Here is a 24365-nt window from a genome sequence, read left to right on the forward strand (position 1 = left end):
GTCGACGACCGCCCCGCGCCCCGCGCCCCGCGCGCCCCACCTCACCTCACGGAGAAACGCATGCCGGTGAACCAGATGCCGCACCTGTCACGGCGGCTGCCAGTCGGCTGGGCCATCGCCCTTTCGTTCGACTTCCTCGCCACGGTCCTGACGGCCCTCGTGCTGTGCGCACTGGGCCTGCTGCTGCCCGGGATCACGGAGGACCACGGCCCCGCCACCGAGCCCACGTCGCCCAGGGCCCTGGCCTTCTTCCTGGCCGCGCTCGTGCTGGTCTCGTCACTCGGAGGGACGGCGGTCCTCCGCTCGCGGGCCGGGGCCGGGCGCTCGCGCACCCTCGGCCTGTGGCTCTCGGCTGTTCGGCTCGGGCTGATCGTGCTCTCGGCCGCCGCTTTCGTCGCGTACGGCGTCGTCACTGTCGAGCTCGCCTGACGCGAGCCTGGCCTACGCCGCCGGTGCCACGTCGCGGGCGGCGGCCATCCCTCCAGGGTGAGCCCGAGTTCTGCCGAGCCAGCAGCGGCCGCAAACGCTGGATGACCCGGCAGACCGTGGCCGGGGAGATGGCGAAGAGCGGAGAGAGCTGCCGCATCGTGAAGGTGGGTGCGGTAGTACACCGCTACCAGCAGGAGCCGGTCCGCCAGCGGCAGACACCACGGCCGGCCACCGCCCCAACCGCTCCCGCCCGCTCCCGGATCACCTTCACCCGCTTGACGAACCGGTCCATCCGCAAGCCCGTGAACGTCTCCACCCACAACAACTCAGCCGCAACGCCCCACCCATACAAGGAAAATGTCCCGCACCGAGCCTTCCGCAACGACCTTCAGGCCCCCCGCAGGGAGAGGGTCGGCAAGGGTTCGCCAGGGCTCGCCGGGCGGCCTTCGGACAGCCAGAAGAGATAGTGGCGCAAGTCCTCCGCGAGACATCCGTCGATGTAGGCGACGTACTCCCGGCCCCCGCCGGCCGCCTCGCGTTCGCTCGCCCGGTCCGAGACGGACCACGTACGGTCCAGGGCCGCGGCCCACTCCCGCACCCGGCCCCGCTCCCGCCACCAGTCACGGACGAGCTCCGGGGTCCAGTGGTCGTCACCGTCGCAGGCGTACCCGACCATCGGGTCCTGCGCAACCGCGCCCAGCAGCGCCAGCGCCTGCGCCGCGTCACCGGGCTGCCGGTAGACGAACTCGGCGCCCCACTCGTCGTCGTAGAGCACGTGCGCGGGTGCGATCAGCCGGCCCATCCAGCAGTTGTCGGTCCCGGCCCCGTAGAACGGCCCCGGTACATTGCGCCAGTCGCGTTCCGCCCAGCGTTCGGCGCGGGCGTTCCACCAGTTGCCGCAGTACTCCGGGGCGGGCAGCCACGTGCCGCCGTCCGGCGCGGGCAGCGGCCCGCTCTCCGCAGCCCGGACGAACGGCAGCGGGTCCCAGTAGCTCATGGTCCGCATCCTGTCAGACGGCCCGAACGCAGTGGCCTTCCTCGGTGCGGTACTGCCCCTTCGCCCCCTACGCGGCGAGCCCCCGCACCGCGCGGACCAAGCGCTCCACGTGCTCGTCGGGTGCGGCGCCGAAGCTGACGCGGATCGCGTTCAACCCGCTCGGGCGTGCTGCGCCCCCGCCTGCGGGTCACACAGGTCATTGGCAAACGACAAGTTGAGTGCCTGTTCCCGACCCGCCGGCCACAAGGCCGGCGCGACCGCTCCTTGCCCGACCCACCCGCGCCCGTCCGCCGCAGCACCCTCACCCTGCTCGCCGACAGCGGGGCCGTGGCGGCTGGAGAGCGGGGGAGGCCCGGCGAGCGCCTGGCCGGTGGTTGCCACGTCATGCTTTGGCGCCGGGCATGCCGCTGGTGACGATGATCGTGGCCACGTCGCCGGTCTCGGTACGGCCCAACCAGACGACGCCGCCACCATCGGCCGTGAACGTGACCAGATCGGCTTGCTGCGACTCGTCGCGTACTCGCTCGCACCAGCCGGCCAGCTGCTCGGTGTCCCGGGGCACCGGCCTGCCGTCCTTGAACGTGCGAAACGGCGCGCACAAGCTCGTCCACGCTCCTGCGTCGGCGAAGCAGCCGACATTGGCGTCGGCGTAAAACCGGGGTGGGCTGCCTGGCTGAAGCCGGTCGATGTCGTCGTCAACGCCCAGGCCCATCTCCCACCCGATCACAGGGTCGTCGCTGATGCACAGGCGCGTCGCGGCACACTCGACGCCATCGCAGTACTCGCCGAGAAACTCGTACGGGCCCGCCGTCCACGCGATCTCCACCCGGTAGACGCCCGGGGGAATGCGCACCGCCAGCTCCCGCGGGGGCCTCGTCGGCAGCCCTTGTTCGTATCCCGAGACGCCGTCGTCGTCCCACGGAGCACAAGACGGCCGCTGGGCACGCGCATGGTGGTCACCTCCTCGACCCCTGGCACAACGATGGGAGTTGTCGGATTGTCGTACACCGCCCCCAGCTGAGCGCCGGGCGTGAAAGCCGCCTCCAGGTACCAGGCGGCCTCAGGCCCTGCTCCCAGCCGCGCGTCACCGACCCACTTCATGTCTCACCCCTGCCCGCCGCCCGGCCGGACGGTCAACCGAACCGTACGAGGACCCGCTGACATCGGCACTTCGCGCATCGATCTCAGGTTCCGGCCGTCCGGTCGATCACCCTGCTGCGCGGCTGGGACTGTCGGGCCGGTGGGTTGTGCTCGGCATGGGGCGGGGTGATCTGACCAAGGCGCAGCGGCTGCGGCTGCGGCTGGAGCTGCATCTGCCTCGGTCGGGCGATGCGGCGGCCGTTGGAGCGATCACCGAAGAGTGGTCAACGGGATCCTCTTCCTTGGCGGCTGATCACCCTCCTGCCCATGGGTTTCGGCTGGTTCTTCGTGACCGTCATGATCCTCATCATCGGCCCGGACGTCCTGATGTGGTCGCCCCGGTCTATTGGGGTGCCCTGACGGTGCTGGCGGGTGGCGTGACGTGCGGCGCGCGGGCGATTTTCCGGTTCTGAGCGGACGAGGGAACCTTGCGGTCGCCCTCGTCGGCGGCACGGCGGGCACTGCGGTCATAGTCTGGGTCTGCCACTGGTAGAAGGTCCTCGACCGGTACGAGGCCACTCACCCCGAAACCCACCCGCTACGGGTCCAGACCGCCTTCCTCCAGCCCGCCGAGTAGGCCGCCCCCGATCCCCGGCCGCCCCGGCGGATGTGAGCACCGTCAGGGAGCCCTGCCGACTCGGCGAAGGGTGGTCCCTCACCGGTTCCCGGGCAGGATGTGCGTGCACGCGGTGCAGCCGGCGATGTGCGTTGGAGCGGTCGACGACTGGTTGAACGTCTCGACCACCAAGGACGCGGTCCCGATGAGCCGTACAGGCAACCGTACCTGGGTCAATGGCACCTGCCCGAAGAGCTGCTGAAGTGAGGAAGCTGTCATGACGACAGGAAAATGGTTGTGGATCTCGGTTCGGCGCTACGTCCTGACCGCTCTGATTGCCTGGGCGGCCGCTGCCTCGGTGACGCCCGCCCTCGGTGACGATCCCTTCGCCGAGGAGTTCGCGCTCGAGATGCGGGTCGGGCTCGTGGGGGTTCCCTTCCTGACGATCGTGACCATGTTCGTGCTGGTACTGCTGGCCGGTCGGCGGTTCGAACCGCCGACCGGCGGGGCCCTGCGGATCCGGGGCGGCTGGATGGTCGTCCTGCCGCTGGGACTGCTGCTGCCGGCAGCGCTGCTCATGCCGCTGCAATACCTGATCATGTTGGGCGCGCAGCTCGCCTACGTGGTCTGGGTCCTGCCATGCGAGGACGCCCGCGACACGGCGAACGTCCTGCGCTCGCTCGCCGACCCGGCCGTTCCTGCGGAACAGCGGGCGCGGATGGCACGGGCGGTCGCCGAACTCCCGACCAGGCCGGTCGTCGAAGCCCTGGTGGCCGCCGCGGGGGACAAGGAGCCGGAAGTCGCCGAAGCGGCACTGACCAGCCTCTGCACCATATGGCGGCACGACGGCGTCGTCGGCGAAGACCTGTTGCTGAAGCTGACGCCGCATGACCAGGACCGCATCCGGACGCTGGGCATCAAGGTCCGCAGCCCCTGGTAAGAGTCGTGTCGCCCAGCCGGCGGCTCTGCCGTTTGGTGGCCAAGGCTCCGTGACGGCGGGGAGGAGGCAAGAGCTCGGCTGCCAGGGCATCGCAGAGCCAGGGCCAGGCGAAGGCCTCCAAGCGGCAATCCGCACCGACCGGAGGCGGCCCGCCTGCTGCGCCGGGGGTGCTCGCGGTCTTCCGCCACCGCGACGGGCGAGGCTCCCCGGCGCTTCCGGCCGTCACGATGCCCGGCCTCGGCGGCGAACGCGTACGGCGCCGGCCGGCGGGCGCTGCCCGAGTGAGGCGCGTCGCGGGGCCGAGGCCTCGCAGTTCATCGGAGGGCGCAGTGGAGGTCCTGAGTGAGCCGCTGAACCAGGGCGGGTGCGGCGTCCTGCGGGTACGTGTGCCGCCCCGGGAAGAGGCAGGGAGTCGTCGGGGTGCTGAACAGCTCGTTCCAACGGTCCAGCTGGCCGGGTGACACCAGGGGGTCCGCGTCGCCTCCGTACAGGGCCAGGGCCGTGTCCAGGGGTGGTTCGTCGTGGTGTTGATGGTGCAGGGCGAGGACCAGGTCGGCGACGAACGGAGTGCACAGGCGCGCCACCGCCACCGGATCCGCCAGCAGCTCGGCGGGGAGGGGCCCGGCCATGTCGGAGAAGGCGTCGAGACCTGAGGTGAGGACGGAGGCCATGAGGCGTTCCAGGTCCCCCCGGTGAGGTGCGGGAAGCGCGGAGAGGGCCACGAGTACGGGCCCCCGTCGGCCCATGCGGCGCAGGCGGCGCGCGCTCTCGTACGTGAGGAGGGCGCCGAGGCTGTGTCCGAACAGGGCGAAGGGGCGCTGGTCGCGGCACGCGTCGTCGAGGTGAGTGGCGAGCGCGGCGGTGACCGACCGCGGATCGGTCGCTGACGCCTCGTCGCGGCGGCTGCCGCGGCCGGGCAGCGCGACGGCGTACGGCTCGACGCTGGCCGGCAGCAGCGCCGCCCAGGACCCGTAGAACTCCGGGCCGGCGCCGCCGGGCGGCAGACAGTACAGACGTACGGCGGCTTCGGGGCGGCGGGCGAGGGGGACGAGCGCGGGCACGGGCCGGTCCTCAGCGTCGGGGGTTCTGGAGGCGGACGAGCACACGCCGGGCGAGCGCGGCGAGGTCCGGAGTCGAGGCGAGCTCCATGGCGGGCAGCTCGCAGGCCAGCCGCTGTTCCAGCAGGGTGGCCAGCTCGGCGGCGAGCAGGGAGTCCACGCCCTGCTGGTCCAGGCGTCTGGTCCGGTCGACCCGGTCGGGTGTGGTCTGCAGGACGTGGGCGAGGAGTTCGGCCAGGACGTCTTCGACGAGGGCGGCCGCCTCGGAGGGCGTGGATCGCCCCAGCGACTCCCGCAGCTGCTCCGCGCCGTCGCGGTGTCCGGCGGGGGGCAGCACGGCGGCCGTGCGGGGCGCGGAGAGGTTGTGCAGGAATCGGTGCATCCGTCCCCAGTCGAAGTGGCCCACGATGACGGCCGTCGCACGATCATCGGGCTTGACCAGCAGCCGGTCGAGCGCGGCCAGCGCGTCGTCGGCGGACAGTCCGTTCAGGCCGAACGCCGCCATCTCCTCGCCCCGCTCGCAGCGGTGCACGTATCCCGTATCCGAGAGCGCACCCCACTGCACGGCGAGCCCGGGCAGCCCGGCCTTGCGCCGCTCGCGCACAAGCGCTTCGACTGCGAGGTTGGCGGCACTGTACGACGACTGCGTGAGGTTGCCGACGGCGGCGGCGACCGAGCTGTGGACGACGAAGAAGTCGAGCGGACGCCCACGGGTGAGCTCGTCCAGGATGTGACCGGCCGTCATCTTGGGGGCGAGGACCGCTCGGACGCGCTCGTCGTCCAGCTCGCGCAGCGGAGCGTCGTCGAGGACCATCGCGGCGTGGACGACTCCGGCGAGGCGGAGCCCTTCGGCGTCGAGGCCTTCGAGGATGCGGCGGACGGCCTCCCGGTCCGATGCGTCGGCGGCGTGGGCGTTCACCCGCACACCGAGGGAGGTGAGCTCGGCGATCAGGGCCGGGGCCTCGGGGGCACGGGAACCCCTTCGGCCGACCAGTGTCAGGTGGCGCGCCCCGAGGGTGGCGAGGTGGCGCGCGGTGGCGGCGCCGAATCCGCCGAGCCCCCCGGTGATCAGATAGCCGGCCCGAGGATCAAGGGACGGCCGAGTCGGAGCGTGGGGCACAAGCACGGGTTCGTCGGCGTCGAAGGTGACCACGACCTTCCCGACGTGCCGGGAGTGCTGCAGAGCGGTGAACGCCTCCCGGATTCGGGAGGCCGGGTGGACGCGGTGCGGCAATGGACGATACGTGCCCGCGCGCACGGCATCGACGAGCGCCGCCAACTGGGCGTCGGCGACCGGTGTGGCGTCGGCGACGGGTGCGGTGTCGGCGACGGGTGCGGTGTCGGCGACCGGCCGTGCGCCGGCATACGAGGAGTCACCGGTGAGCGATGTCTCCTCGGTGCGCCACGCGGCATCGGTGACCAGGGCGGACACGTCCACCCCGTGGTACGAGAGGTTGTGGAGGAACGGCGCCAGCGCGAGGGAGTTGTCCGCGAGGTGGTCGCGCTTGCCCAGTTCCAGGAACCGGCCGAACGGTGCCAGCACCCGAAGGCTGCGTTCAACGGCTTCACCGGCCAAGGAGTTGAGCACCACATCCACCCCCCGGCCGCCGGTGATCTCCTCGATCTCATCGGCGAAGCGCAGGGTCCGCGAGTCGAGGACGTGCTCAGCGCCGAGGAGCCGGACCAGGTCCCGTTTGGCGGGGCTGCCGGCCGTGGCGATGACCCGGGCTCCGACACGGCGGGCGTACTGCAGGGCGGCGAGGCCCACTCCGCCGGCCGCGCCGTGCACCAGCACGGTCTCGCCCCGCCGCAGGCGGGCCAGGTGGCCCAGCGCGTACTGGACGGTGAGGAAGACGGTCGGAATCGTGGCGGCTTCGGCGAAGCCCATCCCGTCCGGCAGCGGGATCACCCGGTCGGCGCGGGCCCTTACGTGTGAGCTGTAGCCGCCGAGCGTCAGGCAGGCCACCCGGTCGCCGACCTTGACGTGCTCGACTCCGGCGCCAACGGCGACGACCGTGCCGGCGCAGTCCAGGCCGATCGGCTCCGCGTCGAGGCGACGGTCCGCCGTCACCGCCGGGACGAGGCCGGTGGCGACCATGACGTCGCGGTAGTTGAGCGCGGTGGCCGCCACTTCGAGGACGATCTCGTCGTCTTGTGCCTCCGGCATCCGGGCCGGCCGCCAGCCGACCCGGTAGCGCAGGCCGGGATCGTCGAGGGTGAGCGTGAAGGGGCCGGTCGCCGGAACCAGGGCCGGTGCGCACGGACGCACCCTGGTCACGAAGCGCCCGTCGCGGGTGAGCAGCACCTCGTCCTCGTCCGACCCGGCGTCCAGTTCCTCGACGAGCCGGTGCTCCGCGCCAGGAGCGAGCGCGAGGCGCCGGACGGTCAGCCGTGGCTGCTCGTTGGCCAGGCTGCGGGCCGCGCCCCACAGGGCCGCGGCGCCGGTCGGCGGGATGTCGTCCTCTCCGCACGCCACGAGCCAGAGAGTGACCTCGCGTTCCTCGGGGAGCCGGTGGGCGGCGGTCGCGAGGGCGCGCAGCACGGCGAGGTCACGTACGGCGGTCTCCGTGGCGTCCGCTCCGCCGACTCCGGCGACCTTGCCGCCCCCGTCGGCCAGTAGGACCACTTCGTCGTCGTCCGCGAGGAGGTCGGACCACCGCTCGGGATCCGCGCTCGCCCGCCATGCGTTCGCGCCGAGCGCCGCGGCGGCCGCGCCGGCGTACGGCCCGCCGGTCAGGTCGGCCACGACTCGCGACCGTACGGGACACGGCGCGGGCGATCCGGCTGTTCGCGCGGTGCGCGGGGCACGGGCGGTGAGCAGGACGGAGTAGTCGTCGGCCCCCGGCTGTGCCGCGTCGCCGGCCTGCACCGTGCCCGTGTAACCACATGCGTGGAGCAGGCCGGGCCACGCGTCGCGCGCCAACAGGGGTCCGTCGGGCCGCAGATCGGTGTCCTCGGCGTTCCAGTAGGAGTCCAGCAGACCGAACACGGGGGCGAGCGCGGCCGGATTGTGGCTCTCCACCGCGAGCAACTGTCCGCCGTCCGCCAGGAGATCACCGACCCTGTGCAGGGTGCGCCTCAGATCCCGCGTGGCGTGCAGCACGTTGGCGGCGATCACGAGGTCGTACGAGGCGGGGGCGAAGCCCTGGGCCAGGGGGTCGGCGTCGAGGTCGAGGCAGCGGTAATGGACGAAGTCGTGGTCGGCGAAGCGGTCCTGTGCCGCCGGGAAGAAGGCCGCCGACACATCGGTGTAGGTGTAGTCCGTACGGGTGGCCGGCAGGTGCGGGAGCAGCGCGGCCGTCAGCCCGCCGGTACCGGCGCCGACCTCCAGGACGCGCAGTGGCCGCTCCGCCGGCCAGGCGGCGACCGCCGCCGTCAGCAGGAGGCGCGCGGTCCGGTTGTGGTGACGCATGACGGGTGTGCTGTCGTAGGACCGGGCGGCGAGGGCGTCGGGCTCGGAGAACAGCAGCGCGAGCGGGTCGGTGCGGCCACGCAGCACGTCCGCGAGTCGCATCCCGCACACGCCGTAGACCTGCGCGGAGGCGGATTCCGCCGGGAAGGCCAGCAGTCCCTCCCGGAACAGCTGATGCGGCCGCGGTTCCTCCTCCACGCGCCACCGGCCGTTCCCCAAAGCGGTGAGGACGCCCTGCTGCACCGCGAACCCGACCAGAGTGGTCAGCAGCCTGCGGTGTCGCGAATCCACCCCGCCGGCGATCAGCTCATCGATGCTGAACCCGCCTGCAGCCGGGAGGAGTTCGCGCACGGCGGCCGCCGTGAAATGCGCGTTCACGCGCTGCTGGTGGGCCCAGGCGCGGTCGTACGGGTGGCGCTGCCACCGTCGGGCGGCCTGCGACAGTCCGTCCTCGCAGGCGGCGAGGACGTCCGCCGGGGCGGGCCAGGGCGACGCAGGCGCGGGGCTCCCGGGGTGCGGGGCTGCCCGCAGGACTTCGACGAGTACCTGGGGCGCGCAGATGCCGGTCGCGTCGAAGCGGCGCAGCCGGCAGCCGCGCATCTCCAGAACCACGGTGCCGTCATCGCCCATGACGGTCGTGTCCCAGGTGGCCTCGCGTGCGGTGCGACTGCGCAGCCGTACGTGGATCAGGCCGGTGCGCGGCAGCGGCTGCCAGCAGCGCACGGTGTCGATGCCGACGGGGAGGAAGGCCGCCGGTGCCTCGTCGGCTGCCAACGTCAGCAGCGGCAGGCCCGCCTGCAGCGCGCCGTCGAGGAGGGTGGGGTGCGCGATGTGCCCGTCGGCTTCGGCGAGGTCGACGGTGGCGGTGTACGCGGCGAGCACCTCGCGGCCCCCACCGTCGGTGCGCAAGCCGGTCAGTGTACGGAACGCGGGGCCGTAGGGCAGCCCGGCGCGGGTACAGAGCGCGTAGTGGTCGTCCGCGCTCATCTCCCGCTGCAGCCGGGCGCGCAGCGCTCGCGCATCACCGGCGGGCGGCCGCTCACGCTGGAGTGTGCGCACCCTCCCGCGCACGTGCTCGGTCCACGCCTCCCCGGCTCCTCCGCGGCCGGCCACGGTGAAGGCGCCGTCGCGTTCCAGCGCGGTGTGGACGTACACCGACCGGTCGGTGCCGTCGTCGCCCGGCAGGCTCAGCGCGCGGCCGATGGTGAGACCGTGCACCTCGACCGGCGCGTCGTGAACGGCCCGGCCGAGAGCCAGAGCCATGTCCACGTACCCGGCCGCGGGCACCACCACCGTGTCGCCGACGAGGTGGTCGGCGAGCCATCCCGGCGTGCCGGAGACGAGTTCCTGCTGCCAGGCGGGCCGCGCACCCGGCTGTCGTACGCCGAGCAGGGCGTGGGGCGGCGTCACGTGCTCGCCGTCCTCCTCGGCCGCGCCCTCCAGCCACCATCCGGGGCTACCGCTCCAGTGCCGTTCGCGCTGCCACGGATAGGCGGGTACGTCGACCACCCGTCCAGGACGCGGGAACGGAATGTTCCAGTCCGTCGTGGCTCCGCAGGCCAGCAGCCGGGCCGCGGCGCTGTCGAGCGCACCGGGGCCCGAGGCGGTCCGGGTGAGCGTGGGGACGACGGCGACGGGCCGCGCACCGTCTGCCGTGTTGCGCCGCAGATACGCGCCGAGCACCGGGTGCGGGCCGATCTCCACCAGGACGTCGCAGCCGCCCTCGCCGACGAGGACGTCCACCGCTTCGGCGAACCGGACGGGCTCGCGGACGTTGCGCCACCAGTAGTCGGCGTCGAGGCCCTCGCCGTCGGCGAGCCGCCCGGTGACCGTCGAGGCCAGGGGGATACGGGCGGGACGTGCGGACAGGCCGGACAGCCCGGCCGCGAGGGGCCGGCGCAGCTCGTCCATGGCCGGGCTGTGAAAGGCGTAGTCCAACCCGAGATCACGGAAGAAGACGCGCCGGTCGCCCAGCACCTCACCGAGGGCGGCGAGAGCCGCTGGGTCTCCCGCCACGGTCACGTCACGGGCCGTGTTGATCCCGGCGACGACAAGCCGACCCACGTGCCCGGTCTCGACGATCAGCTTCTCGGCGTCCGACGAGCCGAGCCCGACGGCCGCCATCCTCCCGGAACCGGCCGTCGACCCCTGAGCCCGGCTGCGCTCGGCGATCACGCGGCAGGCCGCCGCCCGGTCCAGGGCTCCCGCGCAGTAGGCGGCCGCGACCTCGCCGACGCTGTGCCCGCAGACGGCGGCCGGAGCGAACCCACGCGCCGCGAGGGCCGCCACCAGCCCGGCCTGCAGGGCGAACAGCATCGGCTGGGCGACCTCCGTGCGCTCCCACACAGCCGGATCCCGGGGTACGGCCATCTCCCCCTGGACCGACCAACCGAGCAAGGGGCGCAACGCCGCGTCGACCGCGCCGACCTCAGCCGTGAAGTGCTCGTCGTCGCCGAGCAGTTCGGCACCCATGCCGGCCCATTGGGAGGCGTTGCCACTGAACACGAGCCCGATCCGGCCCCGTGCGACGCCGACGGCACGGGCCGCAGCCTGTGCGGGCTCGCCCTGCGCCACCCGCCGCAGCGCCCGCGCCGCCTGCGCGGGGTCCTCGGCCAGCAACGCAACGCGATGCTCGTAACGGGCCTGGCGACGGCACGCGGTGAAAGCAGTGTCGTAGAACGCGTCCGGGGACACGCCCTCCAGATGCTCGGCCCAGCGCACGGCTGCGGCCTCCAGCGCGCGGGGCGTGCGGGCGGACACGACGAGCGGCGACCGGCCGGCGCGGACCAAAGTGGCCGGCCGGCCGTCCGAGACCATGGCCGGCCGGTCGTACCCGCCCGGGGCAGGCCGGTCGAACGCGCCGGGGGCGGGGGCCAGCACCACGTGGGCATTGGCTCCGCCGAACCCGAAGGAGTTCACCCCTGCCACCGGCCGCCCCCCGGGAAGCGGGCGCGTGTCGGCCACCGGCTCCAGACCGAGCCCGCCGAAGTCGATCCGCGAACAGGGCGGAGCCGAGCGTAATGTCGCGGGAATCCGCCGTTCGCGCAGCACGAGCAGTGTCTTGAGCAGGCCGGGGACGCCGGCCGCCGCCTCCATGTGCCCGAGGTTCGACTTCACCGAGCCGATCGGCAGCGGCCCGGCCGAGCCGCGCCGGCGACCGAGCACCTCGCCCAGCGCCGCGCATTCCACCGGATCACCGGCCTGGGTCCCCGTGCCGTGCGCCTCGACGTACGCCACGTCGGCCGCACCGATGCCCGCCTCGGCGTACACCCGCTCCAGCAGCTCCGCCTGGCTGCGCGGGTTCGGCAGGGCCAGGCCGGCCGTACGGCCGTCCGCGTTGACCCCGCTGCCGATGACGACCCCGTGGATCCGGTCGCCGTCGGCGAGCGCCGCCGTCAGCGCCTTGAGCACCAGCACGCCTGCGCCCTCGGAACGCACGTAGCCGTCCGCCTGCTCGGAGAAGGGGTGGCAGCGCCCGGTCGGTGAGAGCATCGACGCCTGCGCGAAGCCGACGCTCTCCCACGGATTGAGCAGCACGTTCACCCCGCCCGCGAGCGCCAGCCCGGCACGTCCGGACCGCACGGCCTCGCACGCCTGGTGCACGGCGGTGAGAGTGGACGAACACGCCGTGTCCACCGCCCACGAAGGACCGCGCAGATCAAAGACGTAGGACACGCGGTTCGCGGTGTTGCAGGACGCCATACCGCTCATGGAGTAGGCGTTCATCGTGCGGGGCCGCCGTTGCTGCAGATCGCCGTACCCGTGCGACGACACCCCCACGACCACCGCCGTGTCGCTGCCCGCCAGCCCCGCAGGGTCGATCCCCGCATCGCCGAACGCCTCGACGGCACATTCCAGCAGCAGCCGCTGCTGCGGGTCCAGCCGCGACGCCTCCTTCGGCGAGATGCCGAAGAACTCCGCGTCGAAGGAGGCGATGTCGTCCAGGAAGCCGCCCGCCGCCGTGAGCGTGCGGCCCTCGCGCCGACGTCCGTCACCCGACACGAAACGCGCCGCGTCGAAGCGGTCCTGCGGCACCTCCCCGACGAGGTCCCGGCCCTCCACCAACGCCGCCCACAGCCCGTCGAGAGACCGGATCCCGCCCGGCAACCGGACCCCCACACCCACCACCGCCACGCCGGTGCCGATCTCCTCGGGCACGGCGGAGGCAGGTGCATCAGGAACCATGGAGTTCTCCACCGGGGCGTCGGCCGTCATCTGAGCACGGTCCTGTCGTAAGGGGGGACACGCTCCCGACAACATGCCGGATACGCCTGCGGTTACGGCCCCGCGTCGCAATCCTTCCGGCGGAACGGATCCCTACGACAGGCGTCCTGCTCCACCTGATCAGGGAGACCGCCCAGCATGCAGGGCACGCGGACATCATCCGGGAATCACTCGACGGAGCCGGCACCACCGCTCAACGGTGATCCTCCAAGGAGTCCGAGTCAGGCGACTCCGTTCGCCGGCACCACGCCTGCCTTCACGCTCTCCGGCCCTCGGCGACCATCCGCTCTGCGAGCGGCCCGGGCCCGGCCCCCAACCGGGAAACCGGCCCAGTGCCTTTTCGCGTCCCGCGTCAGCCGGTTCGCACCGCCGTGACCGTGAAGCGCTCGACATCGGAGATGTGCCCGCCGGTGGACGCGACGATGGTCAGCACCGGGTCCCGGGCGCCGGTGAACGACACGGTCGCATTCCAGGGTTGCGCGCTTCCGCCGGCCGGAATGCAGCAGGAGGTGCCGATCGGGGCCGTGGACGAGGGCTGGCGCACGTCCACGCGGATGCTCTCGTCCACTCCGCTGATCCGGCCGCCGGTCCGCACCGGGGAGCGCACGACCGATCCGTAAGCGGGCGTGGTCAGCGAGAACGTCGTGTCGTCGGTGCCCACGACCTCCCACGGGGCGTCCGGGCCGGCGCCGTACCGTACGAGGTGGATGACCGCGACCGTGCTCCCGTAGCCCTCGGCGCCCGGGGGCAGGCTCAGGCCCACGCCGATCCGGGCATCGCGGCCAGTGACGGTGCGCGAGGAGACTCGGCCGACATCCTTGAAGCCGAGGTAGCCCTGGGTGAAGGAGAGAGCGGTCTGCTCCGGGTCGAGATGCCAGGGCTGGTGGCCCCCGGAGCGGAATTCCCGTTGCCACGCCTGGGCTTGGGCGAGCGTGGGGAACGGCCACACGGGCTGCAGGAGCGCCGACCCGAGGGGTGGCGTGCCGCCGTCGGGCCCGGGGGTGGTCGCTGCGGGCGTACCGGGAGTGGTATCGGGCGTGCTGAGTGCGGTCGGAGCCGGGGAAAGCGCCGAGGACGTGCCCGGCACGACGGACGGGGATTCCTGCGGGGGCGATTGCCCGCCGGCGCCGCCGGAGCCGCCGCAGGCGGTCAGCGCACCCAACGCGGCTGTCACGAAGACGTGGGTGAGTCGGGCGAGTGGGAGCCGAATGTTCATGTTGACCCCAGAAAATCGGTACCGAGCGTCGGCACCGTCTGGGCTCATGGTGCCACCGGTGGAGGTCGGCGGCGAGAGGGCCGGGAACCGGAAAAGTTCCGGCGCCGCCGAGTCGCGGGACAGGTCCCATCCACGCGCACACGCTCCGCGCGGCCTTCCACACCCGCCTCGCCGCCGAGCCGGACCCGATCGTCCGCGCCGCTCTGGTCCTCGCCCGGCCGAAGTCACCCGCGCCCCTCCCCACGCGCCGACCACCGCGTGGATGCGAGAGCGGTGGCGGGACAAGGCACAGGCGCCCGAGGACCGACTGGCCGCCGCGATCGGCTGCTCTGCCTCACCGACAACGCCGCCCCGACGACCTGCGCGCCGCTGCCGACGCCCTCGCCACCGCACGACCGCGCCCATGCCATGGAGGCTCTGCCCTGGACGGCCTTCGCCGGCGGGTCGGGCGAGACGGGGCTGCGGCGCTGCGTCCGAAAGATCCTCGAGCCACCGTCCTGCTCCGGGAAGCAGGCGGCCTGACCGGTGCGGCGCCGGTGCCAAGCCCCGTACCGCACGGGCGGTGCGCACGGCGGCCTGTCGCCTGCCCAGGGCCACGCCCTGCGGCCCAGGCGACCGCTGCGCCCGGCCTGCGGGTCGGAACGCGTGGTCTCCACGGGGGTTCGACCTCGGGCATCCGGGCTGGCCGCCAGCCGCTGGGCGAGGAAGGCTTGCGGTTCCGGTGTGTGCGGCACCCGAACGGGTCGACCACCGTGTCCATTTACCGGATGGAGGCGTTGGAGGGGACAAGCGCCCGGCATGGGCCTGCCTGCCCGGCCCACGGCCGACGCCCGCTTTCGAGCACCGTTGAGAACGCACATCCTGAAGGAGACCCCAGTGAAGAAGACCACGGCCGTCATCACCGCTACCGGAGCCATCCTCCTCGGCGCGGCGGGCATGGCCTCCGCCGACGCCGGCGCCCACGGCGCGGCCATCGGCTCGCCGGGTGTTCTGTCCGGGAACCTCCTGCAGGTCCCGGTCCACGTTCCCGTCAACGTCTGCGGCAACACCGTCAACGTCATCGCTCTGCTCAACCCGGCCTTCGGCAACACCTGCGTCAACGCCTGACCCAGCCCAGCAGCGCACCGGGGAGCCTTGCCGTTTCCCGTGTGACACGTGAGCGCGGCCCCGGCTTCCTCCCCGGTCGGCCGCGCTCACGCGCGTTCACCCCGCTGTGCGGCTGCCGGTGCCGCCGGCCGGTGCGGACGCGTGCCACGACTCCGAGCCCGGCCTCAGGCCGCTCCACCGGAGCCGCGTAAGTCGACTCACGCGACCACGAGGGCTTTGACCACGAGGGCTTTGACCGGCCGGCCTTGAAACTCACCGACAACGCCACGTCGGGGGGTGTTTGGTAAGTCGCGCAGGTCAGCGGATTGGGGCAACGCCGCGGAGCGTGTGAGGATCCGCCCGTGGAGTGCGATGTGTGTGGACGGGCGATGTGGTGTTGGCCGGCGCGGCCGACTGTATGGGAAGAGGAGATCTGGTCCTGTTCCTGGTGCCACGCCGCCACCTATGTGGGTGGTGAGTGGTTCGAGGTCTCGCGGCCGCCCTACTTGCCCGTAGAAATGCGCTGGGAGAGGGCCGTCGCGGACGTCCTTCCCACCGACGTCTCCCACGCCTTCGGCACCTTCGACAGGACGCTGTGCGGAATCCAGGAAGCCGGCATGTCGCCGTCCGACTACGGGTGGCCGCCGGAGCGGGAGAACGCCTGTGTCGCCTGCCGGGAAGCGGCGGGTGTCATCGATGGCCGCTGGCCGCAGGCAATGAGGGCTGAGGACGCGCGGGTCAGCGTGGCCCGGCGGCTATGAGTCCTTCCAGTTCGGAGTCGACTCTCGGCTGAGCTGGGGCTCATCAGAAGATTGCAGGACGCAAACGCCACATCGGCGTCGACACCCTTGCCCTCCTCCTCGCAGTCTGGGTCACCGCGGGCCAGTGTCCGACAACGTCGGCGGCATCCACCTGCCGCCGCGACCCCAACCCGCGTCAGCCGGTCCCCGGGGTCCCACTCGTAGCGCCAGGTATCCGGTTTCCTGGAAAGCCGGGCCTTCTGGCGCGGGACGACCCGGCCGAGCTCGTCGTGCTCGTACCGGACGCTGCCCGCCCGGGTGAGCATCGTGCCGGTGTACTCCCGTCGCCCTGTCGCCTCCTGGCCCGGATGGGTGGCCGGCCAGGAGGCCTCGGTCTGGTTGCCGCTCGCGTCATGGACGTAGCGCTCGGTCCATGCCCCGGGGGTCACACCGGTCACGCGGCCCGGGCATCCAGCTCGAAGCGGCGGCTGCCGGAGAGCTGGTCGTCCCTCGCGGCGAGCACGCCGTCGCCGCGACAGCTGTAGGAGCGGTGCTGGAGGCTGCGCTGCGCACTCGACACCAGGTGGTCCGTAAGGCGGCCGTGTTCGTCGTAGGTGGAGGCGAAGGTCAGCCCGTCCCCGATGCGGCGGATGGTCTCGCGGCCGACAGCGTCCAATGGGGTCCGTCGGACCGTTCTCGACCGCGTCTTCCGTACGTGAGCATCTTCTGGATTCCGTCGTGGACGATCCTGGTGTGTTCCTCCGGCGTGAGCCAGACCGCTCCGGAGCCCTTGGCGGCCTTGTGGACGAACAGGACGTCGTCCACCGCATCGGCCACCGGCGGTATAACGAGGCCGCCAGGATCCTGGTTCGCGGTTGCGTCCAGGGCCGTCCCCTCGGTGCCACACAAGAAGGTGAGACACCGGGCAGGGGCCGGTTGGGGTCGCTGCAGCCTGTGCCGATATGGCGTGCGCGGGTCAGGCCCGGTGCCCACCCGATGGGGGCAGTACCGCCGGGCCGACCAATCCGTCAGAACAAAACGTCGATGTAGTCGATGTCGTTGCATTCGACTTCGAGGTGGTCGGCGCGGGTGCCGCCGTCCTGGCAGTACGCGCAGGACCTGCCGCCGTTCGGGACGGGGCTGGCCGCGGCGTCTGCCGGTTGAGTGTGGCAGTGGCCATCGTTGCCGGGCTCCAGCCCGGCAACGATGGCTCCGCAACGCCTCACGGCTTGCCCCTGAGGAACCCGAGCGTGGGCCGCTACCCGGGATGTGGCCGGCCGCGTCAGTCGTCGTCCGGCGCCGGGAGGGTCCGCACGGTCACGGTCTTGGTGACGATCTTCTTGACCACCTTGCCGTGGTGGTTCTTGGTCGTCTTGGTGACCGTCTTGGTCGTGGTGACCTTGACCCTGCCGTCGGACAGGGTGCGCTGGACGGTCTTCGTCACGACCTTGGTCGTCGTCTTGTTGCCGACCGGGTGCGCCTGGTGGTCGGGCGCCATCTGTACGGCTGCGACCTGCGGTGCCGGTGCGGCCAAGGCGCTCGAGGGCAGCAGCGCGCCACCTACAGCGAGGGCTCCGGAGGCGCCGAGGAGGGCGAGACGCTGGGGCAGGGTGGTACGGATCATGATGGTGCTCCTTGCGGTCAGAGACGGCCCGGGGGCCGAGGAGTGGACCTCTTCGCGGGCCCGTGTCTCCATTGGGCCCCGGAGAGCCATGACGGGTCACGCCCCTGGAAGTCGTGGCTTGACGCGCATCGGCCGAAGCGGCAGTGCCGCGGAACGCACGGCCCAGACCGTTGCGGAGTCCCGTGTCCCGGAGGCGGTGCCCCCGGTCGGCTGGAGCATTCCGAGACTGGCGCCTCCTCCAGGCTCGGCTGACAGCCCCTCCCTTACCCCGCCCCTGGGGCCGAACTCGGAGACGGTCCGGGCTGCGCCGCGTGCGGCCCAGGGCGGCGGCGCCGCGGTCGTCCTCACGCTGCTGATCACGCTCGTGGAGGCGGTGGAGGCCGCCGCCGCCTGGCACCGGCCGCAGGCCTTCCGCGCGCAGGCGAGAGCCGCCTCTCAGGCCGCCGTCCTGCTGCGGGTGTCGCTGGCGGCCTGGCGGCCTGGCGGCCTGGCGGTGGGCGGTCGGCTCGTGGTTCCGTCGGCCGACGCAGGCCCAGGGGTGTGGTCGCGGGCGGTGGTGGAGCGCCGACCCGGAGGCGCTGACCAGTTCCAGCGTCGCTTCGGGGTTCAGCCGCGTGAAGTCGGCCAGGGCCTCGGGGAGGGGCGCTGCGGTGAGATCCTCGATCAGTCCCACGCCGCAGCGCCCCCTCACCAAGGGCCCGGCGGCGGTGAGTGCCCGGGCGGACGGGGCCAGGATCCGCTCCGCGTATGGCAACAGCGCCTCACCGGCCTCGGTCAGTGAGACTCCGGCGGCGGCGCGACGCGACAGAGGCTGCCCGACAGTACGTTCCAGCGCTGGGTGGTTCGCTGCGGCTGTTCCGAACAGGGATACGAGTTCTTCGAGCCTTCGCGACGCACCCCGGTTCCGGGTCGACCTGAACTTCGTCAGCTTCCAGGACAGCCCCCGACCGGGGCATGCGCATCCTCACCCAGAGCGGCTGGCTGGGCAGCGTCAACTTCGGGGGGAGCCCGGCCCGGACGGGCCGGCCGGCCGCCTGCTGACCGTACGCGCGGGCGACATGCATCTCGTTCCGCCCGTACAGGATGCCGCGCCCTATTCAGGCGGAGATGAGCGCAGGGAAGGAGGCCTGATGCCGACGGCGCCAGAACGGGGCGGCGTCCCAGCGCCGTTCGCGTCGATACTGCGCAGCCTGTGCACGCAGATATTCCTGGTGGAGGGCCGCGATGCGCCGGGCGTAGGCCGCCAGGGCATGGGTGTCACCGCTGTGGTCGGCCAAGATCGCCCGCGCCGAGTCCAGGCCGGTGGCCAGGGCCATAACGATCCCCCGGGCAGCCAGCGGGTCGGTCGCACTGGCGGCGTCGCCGGCCACGGTCCAGCCTGGGCCGGCGGCTGGACGGGTGTGGGAGGAGCCCGCGGCCAGCACCCGTAGCTGCCGGGGAGGGGCGTCCAGGTGAGCGATGCGGTGACGGATGTGGCCGGTGCGCTGCGCCTGGGCCCACCATGCGTCCCGGTCGAGCAGGTGCGTGCCGACGACGAGGTCGGCGTCCGTCATGGCCATGAGCACCTGCGTACCGCCCGGTAGCGGGGCGGTATACCACCAACCCCAGGGAGTGGACTCGACCAGTGAGGTGTGCTCCGACCCGGCCGCTCCGCCCGGCGCGGCCAGGAGCCCGGCGACCGCGGTCAGCCGGTCGGAGCGGCTCGGCGTCGCACCGAGACGTCGGGCCAACCGCGCCGGCCTGCCTGTGGCGTCCACGAGGTAGCGGGCCCGGAGCAGGCCGCCCGCATCGGTCGTCAGCTGCCAGTGGTCTTCCCGGCGCCAGATGCAGCGGACACGCCCGGCGTGCCGCGATGCGCCGGCGGCCTCGGCCACCTCGAGGAACGCGGCGTCGAACCGGGCCCGGTCCAGGTGCCAGCCCGCGCCGTACGGGCCGAGCACCTGGCTCACCTCTGTGGGCGCGTCCCCGCCCCAGGCAGCCTGGATTCCGTAGCAGGGCGCATGTCCGTCCAGGGCAACCAGGTCGAGCAGGCCCAGGCGCTCGAGCAACGGCCGGGCGGCCGGTGCACAGCTCTCCCCGACCTGCCAGTCGGCCGTTGCGACGGGGGCGACGATGACGACGTCCACCCCGGCTCGCACGAGGGCCAGCGCCGCCGCGCACCCGGCGGGGCCGCCACCGGCGACGAGAACGTCACAGCTGCCGATCGTCACGCCGGCACCCGACCCGGTTCCGCTCACCGCACCGCTCCTGCCCAACCCGCCCGGCCCGGACTACGGGGAGTCCGGGGCGGTCCGCTCGGTCTCGACCAGGGGCTCGCCGAGTTCGGCTGGGCGCTGGTCATCGGCGTCGCGGCGGCCTTCGTGGGCACAGGCATCCGGAAGCTGTCCCTGCTGCTGCAGGCGCGGGTCGAGCGGCACCTGGTCCCCGCCACCGTGCTGATGGGCCTGGTGGTCGCCGGGCTCGCCATTGCCTACGCCGCCACCTCCGGGAAGGCCGCGCCCGAGGTGCTGTACTCGGGGCAGTCCGCTCTGGGACCACTGCTCGACAACAGCGCCAGCTACACCGTCGCCACCCTGCTGCTGCTCCTCGCCTGCAAGGGGCTGGCCTACTGCGCTTCGCTGAGCGCCTTTCGAGGGGGCCCGATCTTCCCGGCGATGTTTCTGGGGGCGGCGGGAGGGATCGCTCTTTCGCACCTTCCGGGGCTGCAGCTGACCTCCGCGTTCGCGATGGGCATCGGCGCCATGTCGGTCGCCATGCTCAGGCTGCCCTTGACGTCGGTGTTGCTGGCCACCCTGTTGCTGGGGGCGCAGGGCCTGACCGTGATGCCGCTGGTGATCGTCGCGGTCGTGGTCGCCTATGTCGTGACGCTCCGCCTCAGCCCGGCTCCGGCCGGCGGGTCCGACGCCGGCGCACCGAAGGAGTCCGCGCCGGCATGACGAACCGTCGGGGCGGGCGCCCCGTTTACTCGATGGGCCCGTCCCCGGGGGAACCGGAAGCGGGCACCGCCCACTCCTGCCGTGTCACCGCCGCCGCTGCCCCCGCAGAGGCACTGAACGGCGCCCTCCTCTCTCCCGGGAGCCCGACACCAGGCCGGCCCGCCGCCCTCACCCCGGGCGACCGGGCGTCGGAGGCCCGGCGTGGACCTCAGCTGCCGGACAGTGCCTCAGTAGCCGGTGCCGCGCTTGACCTGGGCCCGCTCGATCACGTGGGCCCCGCCCTTCTCGTCCAGCGTGTGGCAGGCGTCGGCGATGTCCTGGGTCAGGCGGTCGATCTGTTCGCGGCTCAGGGTCTCTTTGACCAGGGCCCGCAGGATTTTCACGTTCTCCGCGTTGGGCGGGAGGGTGTAGGCGGGCACCATCCAGCCTCGCTCAGCCGAGAGCTGCCAGGCGATGTCGGACTCGTCGTAGGCGTGGTTGCCGGTGAGGCGGAAAGCGACCAGCGGCAGCTGTTCGAGGTCGGCCCCGATCACTTCGAAGCGGCCGCTGTTGCGCAGGTTGTCCGCCAGGGTACGGGCGTTCTCCTGCATGATTTTCATGATGTAGGTGTAGCCCTGGCGGCCGAGCCGCACGAAGTTGTAGTACTGCGCGAGGACCATCGACGCGCCGGTGGAGAAGTTCAGGGTGAACGTCGCGTCGGTCTTGCCCAGGTAGTTCTCGTAGAACACGAGGTCCTTGGCGAGGTCGGCTTCCTTGCGGAAGACCAGCCATCCGATGCCGGGGTAGACCAGCCCGTATTTGTGTCCCGAGACGTTGATCGAACGGACCTGCTCGAGCCGGAAGTCCCATTTCGAGTCCGGGTAGAGGAAGGGCCACACGAAGGCGCCGCTGGCGCCGTCGACATGGATCGGAATGTCGAGGTCCCGCTTTTTGCGGACGTCCCGCAGAAGCTTGTCGATCCCGACGACATCGTCCTTGTGGCCGGTGAAGGTGGTGCCGAGGACGGCGACGACGCCGATCGTGTTCTCGTCGAGGTGGGGCTCCACGTCTTCCGGGCCGATCGTGTACTTGTTCTCGGCGAGCGGCACGATCCGCGGCTCGACGTCGAAGTAGCGGCAGAACTTCTCCCACACGACGTGGACGTCGCCCCCGAAGACCAGGTTGGGCCGGTCGGCCGACAGACCGGCTGCCTGGCGGCGCTCGCGCCACTTCCACTTCAACGACAGCGCGCCGAGCATGATCGCTTCGGATGAGCCCTGGGTCCGGCATCCGGTCGTCCTGCCGGGAGCGTGGAAGAGGTCGGCGAGCATGCGTACGCAGCGCTGCTCGATCTCGGCGGAGATCGGGTATTCCGCGTGGTCGATGAAATTGCGGTGGAGGTTCTCGGCGATCAGCCGTTGCGCCTCCGGCTCCATCCACGTGGTGACGAACGTGGCGAGGTTGCGCTGCGGGTCGCCCTCCATGGCGAGATCCACATCCACGAGCCTCATCGCATCGGTGGCGGCCATGCCTTCCTCGGGGAAGGTCTCCGAGGGAGCGGGCACCGTCAGAAAGCGGTTACCGAAAAGAGCCGAATCATCACGCTTCGTCATGTCTCGATTTCAACAGCTCGCCGTCTGGCACGGGTGCGGGACACACCGGTCTCCGACGGTCGCCGCTGTCCGCCGGCCTCGCGGAACACAGCATGCCGAGGAAAAGACGACCAGCAGGCAGCCGCCGAGATGTCGCGGGAGGTGTGAACGCCGATCACTGCGGGCGTGATGACCGGGAGCCGGGCGCGATCCTTCGCTCTCGTGGCGTCTTCGGTGCGGCCCGCCATCCCGGGGAACCGCATGGTGCGCCTGCCGTACGCGGCCCGGCGTAGTGGGGAGGCTGGTCCACGAGCGGGCGCGGCAGCGCAGGTGCGGGAGTGGGTGCATCGGAGGGGGCCGTGGACAAGGCAGCGGGCAGGAGCCGCCGGGAGTCGCGGCGCGCTCCCGTCGCCTTCTGACCCGGATCGGAGGGCAGGGCTTCCGGGGGTGGGAACATTCCGGATTGGTTGACCGTTCATCTATATGTAGGGTGCGAGAAGGGACTGTGTCCCCGGGCCCGACCTATGCCTGTGGGGAAGATCGTTCGGCTGAAGCCCCTCAGAGCCCTCCGCCGCGAGGCGACCGCCCTTCCGCCCCCACACCTTGACCGTCCCGCCCGGCACCCCCGCCGGACCGGGGCGCAGCCCCGACCAGGCCCTCCCCCCCCCGGCCGGTCGGGGCCCTTCTCTCCTCCCACGCGGGCAGCGGACTCTCCTGCACCGCGCGGTGCCGGGCATGTACTGCCCCGCTGGCCGGTGGCGTACCGCCCTCGGGGCTACCCGTGCCGCGCCGGAGAGCTTGCTGCTGGCCGGGCGCTGCAGCTCACGCGAGGCGGGCGCCGTGGAGAACGGCGAGAAGCGCGATAGTCGGCAGCGCTCCCGCCCTGCGACGCGGGGGAGCCGTGTGGTTCGGCCGGGCGGCCCGGTCCGGCTGCTGCGCTTTCTCGTCTTCCTGGTGAGTGAGAGGTGCGGGCGGGGCGGCCGGTGTGTGCAGAGACGGTTCGTCGTCCACCGGGGCGGGGAGAAGGCCGGCAGTCCACTCGCCGTAGACGCTCGTGTCGTAGGGGGCAGCAGCCCACGCTTCGTAGCCGTATGCGTCGTGTTGGCAGTCGGGGGGTGCGATCGCCTCTACCTGGTTGCCGGCCGCGGCCGAGAAGTTGCACGCAAACTCGTCATAGGTGAACGGGTCGGGGGTCCCGTACGCGGTACCGCTGCCAGAGCCGTTGGCCGCCCTCCTGGTCGAGATCACCGAGCAGCTGACCGCCACAGCCGGGGACGCGCCGTTGGCCGCGCTGCGCGCCGCCGGCGTGCTGGAGCGGATCGCCGCCCGGGTCGGCCGGGAGACCGCCGGCGCGCTGTGCGACGCCGGCATGTCCGCCGAGACGGTCGCCACCGGGCTCGGGACCACCCGCTCCAAGGCCCTGGTTCTCCTTCTGACCGCGCAGGACAGGTAACAGCAGCCGGCCGACATCGCCCGCGTACGCCGTTACCCCGCCTCGACGTCCTCGCCTCCCGCGGGCCCGCTTGCTGAGTCTTCACGCGGCTGTCGGCTGTTGCCCTCCTTCATGTGTCCGACGCTCATGAAGAGCAGCTGCTCCTGGGCGGCGGTGATTCTGCGGTCCACGGTTCGGTGGTAGGTCGATACGGGGTGCGCCGGCCCGGGAGATAACCTGCCCGGCCCGTGATCGTTTACGACGCATGATCCTCTTCAGGAAGTCACAGCTGGCGGCCGGCGCCGCTCTCGCAGCCAGCCTCATCGGTGGCGTTGCAGCACCCGCTCAGGCCGGGGTCGGTTTGAACGACGGGTCCAGCGTGTTCTGGAACACCGGTGACAAGAGCACCAACGGACAGAACGGAATGAACCAAGCGAGCTTCAACGACGACAACGTGGGCGGCATCGGCGGCATCGGGGGCTTCGGCGGCTTCCTTCCGGGCGCGGCCATTCCGCTCGAGGGAGGTGGAGGCCACGGCAAGTTGCCCAAGAGCATCAAGAACGGTGCCCTCAACGGCGACCTCGACGTGATCGATGGACTCGTCCGTACGAGCAAGCCACCCCAGCCGGAGTTCGTTGTGATCAACGAACCCATCCAGCAGCATTCTGGCCCTCAGGAGTTTGCCCCTCAGGAGTTTGCTCCGCAGGTCCCTGAGCAGGTGCCGTCAGGGGCCCCTGAGCCAGGCTTCGGCCAGGGCGACTTTGACGTCCCCACCTAGCCTGCCTGGCCGCCGCACTGCAGAACGAGGCGGCGAGCAAGTGCTGTCGCGGGGGTGGGACCTGTCCCACAGCTCCGTTCCGGCCACCTTTCCACTCCGGACGTTGCCTGTCAGGCTCTTTGAGGACGTGGAACGAAAACGTTCTGCAGCTCAACTGGCTGCGTCTGCGGCCTGGGGCGGGGCCCCCGCGGGGACCCCCCCCCCAAGGTAATATAAAAAAAAAAAA

Annotated in this window: 17 protein-coding genes and 4 pseudogenes; 9 read left to right on the forward strand and 12 right to left on the reverse strand. The window is 71.9% G+C overall.

The features are described from left to right. Positions 1-429: hypothetical protein (locus tag ACWGIF_RS32710; RefSeq protein ID WP_453502937.1), on the forward strand; the 429-nt coding region annotated here is incomplete at its 5' end. A 55-nt stretch (positions 430-484) separates the two neighbouring features. On the opposite strand, the pseudogene ACWGIF_RS32715 reads toward ACWGIF_RS32710, so the two are convergent. The 3 genes and pseudogenes from ACWGIF_RS32715 to ACWGIF_RS32725 all read right to left on the reverse strand — a co-directional run. After that, positions 485-721: pseudogene (locus ACWGIF_RS32715) on the reverse strand (helix-turn-helix domain-containing protein); the annotation flags it as partial. A gap of 96 nt (positions 722-817) precedes the next feature. After that, on the reverse strand, positions 818-1426 hold the full coding sequence (locus ACWGIF_RS32720; RefSeq protein WP_453502939.1) for a ferredoxin: 609 nt from the start codon (positions 1424-1426) through the stop codon (positions 818-820). 382 nt (positions 1427-1808) lie between these two features. After that, complete coding sequence (locus ACWGIF_RS32725; RefSeq protein ID WP_453502941.1) at positions 1809-2279, reverse strand: DUF4241 domain-containing protein; 471 nt, start codon at positions 2277-2279, stop codon at positions 1809-1811. 1120 nt (positions 2280-3399) lie between these two features. On the opposite strand from ACWGIF_RS32725, the gene ACWGIF_RS32730 reads away from it, so the two are divergent. Continuing rightward, positions 3400-4062, forward strand: coding sequence for a HEAT repeat domain-containing protein (locus ACWGIF_RS32730; RefSeq protein WP_453502943.1), 663 nt, complete (start codon positions 3400-3402; stop codon positions 4060-4062). A gap of 314 nt (positions 4063-4376) precedes the next feature. On the opposite strand, the gene ACWGIF_RS32735 is transcribed toward ACWGIF_RS32730, so the two are convergent. Further along, positions 4377-5123 carry a thioesterase II family protein gene (locus tag ACWGIF_RS32735; RefSeq protein WP_453502944.1) on the reverse strand — a complete coding sequence of 249 codons (747 nt, stop codon included), beginning with the start codon at positions 5121-5123 and terminating at the stop codon, positions 4377-4379. Positions 5124-5133: 10 nt separating this feature from the next. Continuing rightward, positions 5134-12747 (reverse strand): SDR family NAD(P)-dependent oxidoreductase, encoded by a 7614-nt coding sequence (locus tag ACWGIF_RS32740; protein ID WP_453502946.1) that lies wholly within the window; start codon positions 12745-12747, stop codon positions 5134-5136. A gap of 110 nt (positions 12748-12857) precedes the next feature. On the opposite strand from ACWGIF_RS32740, the pseudogene ACWGIF_RS32745 reads away from it, so the two are divergent. Further along, a pseudogene (locus tag ACWGIF_RS32745) lies at positions 12858-12959 on the forward strand (mycothiol transferase); the annotation flags it as partial. A 149-nt stretch (positions 12960-13108) separates the two neighbouring features. Here the strand turns inward: ACWGIF_RS32745 and ACWGIF_RS32750 are convergent. After that, a complete protein-coding gene (locus tag ACWGIF_RS32750) occupies positions 13109-13972 on the reverse strand; it encodes a hypothetical protein (protein ID WP_453502947.1) in 864 nt (287 codons plus the stop codon). Positions 13973-14908: 936 nt separating this feature from the next. Here ACWGIF_RS32750 and ACWGIF_RS32755 point away from each other — a divergent pair. From ACWGIF_RS32755 to ACWGIF_RS32765, 3 genes and pseudogenes are all read left to right on the forward strand, one after another. After that, entirely contained in the window at positions 14909-15079 is a 171-nt protein-coding gene (locus ACWGIF_RS32755; RefSeq protein WP_453502962.1) for a chaplin, read from the forward strand. A 497-nt stretch (positions 15080-15576) separates the two neighbouring features. Then, positions 15577-15819 carry a hypothetical protein gene (locus tag ACWGIF_RS32760; RefSeq protein ID WP_453502948.1) on the forward strand — a complete coding sequence of 81 codons (243 nt, stop codon included), beginning with the start codon at positions 15577-15579 and terminating at the stop codon, positions 15817-15819. Positions 15820-15857: 38 nt separating this feature from the next. Continuing rightward, positions 15858-15973: pseudogene (locus ACWGIF_RS32765) on the forward strand (IS5 family transposase); the annotation flags it as partial. A gap of 279 nt (positions 15974-16252) precedes the next feature. On the opposite strand, the gene ACWGIF_RS32770 reads toward ACWGIF_RS32765, so the two are convergent. From ACWGIF_RS32770 to ACWGIF_RS32785, 4 genes are all read right to left on the reverse strand, one after another. After that, complete coding sequence (locus ACWGIF_RS32770) at positions 16253-16474, reverse strand: hypothetical protein (protein ID WP_453502949.1); 222 nt, start codon at positions 16472-16474, stop codon at positions 16253-16255. 352 nt (positions 16475-16826) lie between these two features. Further along, positions 16827-17024 carry a hypothetical protein gene (locus ACWGIF_RS32775; protein WP_453502951.1) on the reverse strand — a complete coding sequence of 66 codons (198 nt, stop codon included), beginning with the start codon at positions 17022-17024 and terminating at the stop codon, positions 16827-16829. Between the two features lie 56 nt (positions 17025-17080). Then, positions 17081-17422, reverse strand: coding sequence for a hypothetical protein (locus ACWGIF_RS32780; RefSeq protein ID WP_453502953.1), 342 nt, complete (start codon positions 17420-17422; stop codon positions 17081-17083). A 1097-nt stretch (positions 17423-18519) separates the two neighbouring features. After that, positions 18520-19659 (reverse strand): NAD(P)/FAD-dependent oxidoreductase, encoded by a 1140-nt coding sequence (locus ACWGIF_RS32785; protein WP_453502955.1) that lies wholly within the window; start codon positions 19657-19659, stop codon positions 18520-18522. A gap of 75 nt (positions 19660-19734) precedes the next feature. On the opposite strand from ACWGIF_RS32785, the pseudogene ACWGIF_RS32790 reads away from it, so the two are divergent. Further along, a pseudogene (locus ACWGIF_RS32790) lies at positions 19735-20358 on the forward strand (chloride channel protein); the annotation flags it as partial. Between the two features lie 227 nt (positions 20359-20585). Here ACWGIF_RS32790 and ACWGIF_RS32795 read toward each other — a convergent pair. Further along, a complete protein-coding gene (locus ACWGIF_RS32795) occupies positions 20586-21950 on the reverse strand; it encodes a glutamate decarboxylase (RefSeq protein WP_453502956.1) in 1365 nt (454 codons plus the stop codon). A 1156-nt stretch (positions 21951-23106) separates the two neighbouring features. On the opposite strand from ACWGIF_RS32795, the gene ACWGIF_RS32800 reads away from it, so the two are divergent. Further along, on the forward strand, positions 23107-23382 hold the full coding sequence (locus ACWGIF_RS32800; protein WP_453502958.1) for a hypothetical protein: 276 nt from the start codon (positions 23107-23109) through the stop codon (positions 23380-23382). A gap of 32 nt (positions 23383-23414) precedes the next feature. Here the strand turns inward: ACWGIF_RS32800 and ACWGIF_RS32805 are convergent, their stop codons facing one another. Next, entirely contained in the window at positions 23415-23552 is a 138-nt protein-coding gene (locus ACWGIF_RS32805; protein ID WP_453502960.1) for a hypothetical protein, read from the reverse strand. Between the two features lie 74 nt (positions 23553-23626). Here ACWGIF_RS32805 and ACWGIF_RS32810 point away from each other — a divergent pair, with 74 nt between their 5' ends. Continuing rightward, on the forward strand, positions 23627-24139 hold the full coding sequence (locus ACWGIF_RS32810; protein ID WP_453502961.1) for a hypothetical protein: 513 nt from the start codon (positions 23627-23629) through the stop codon (positions 24137-24139). Positions 24140-24365: the final 226 nt, after the last annotated feature.

Source organism: Streptomyces sp. NPDC054849 (genome assembly GCF_053610945.1).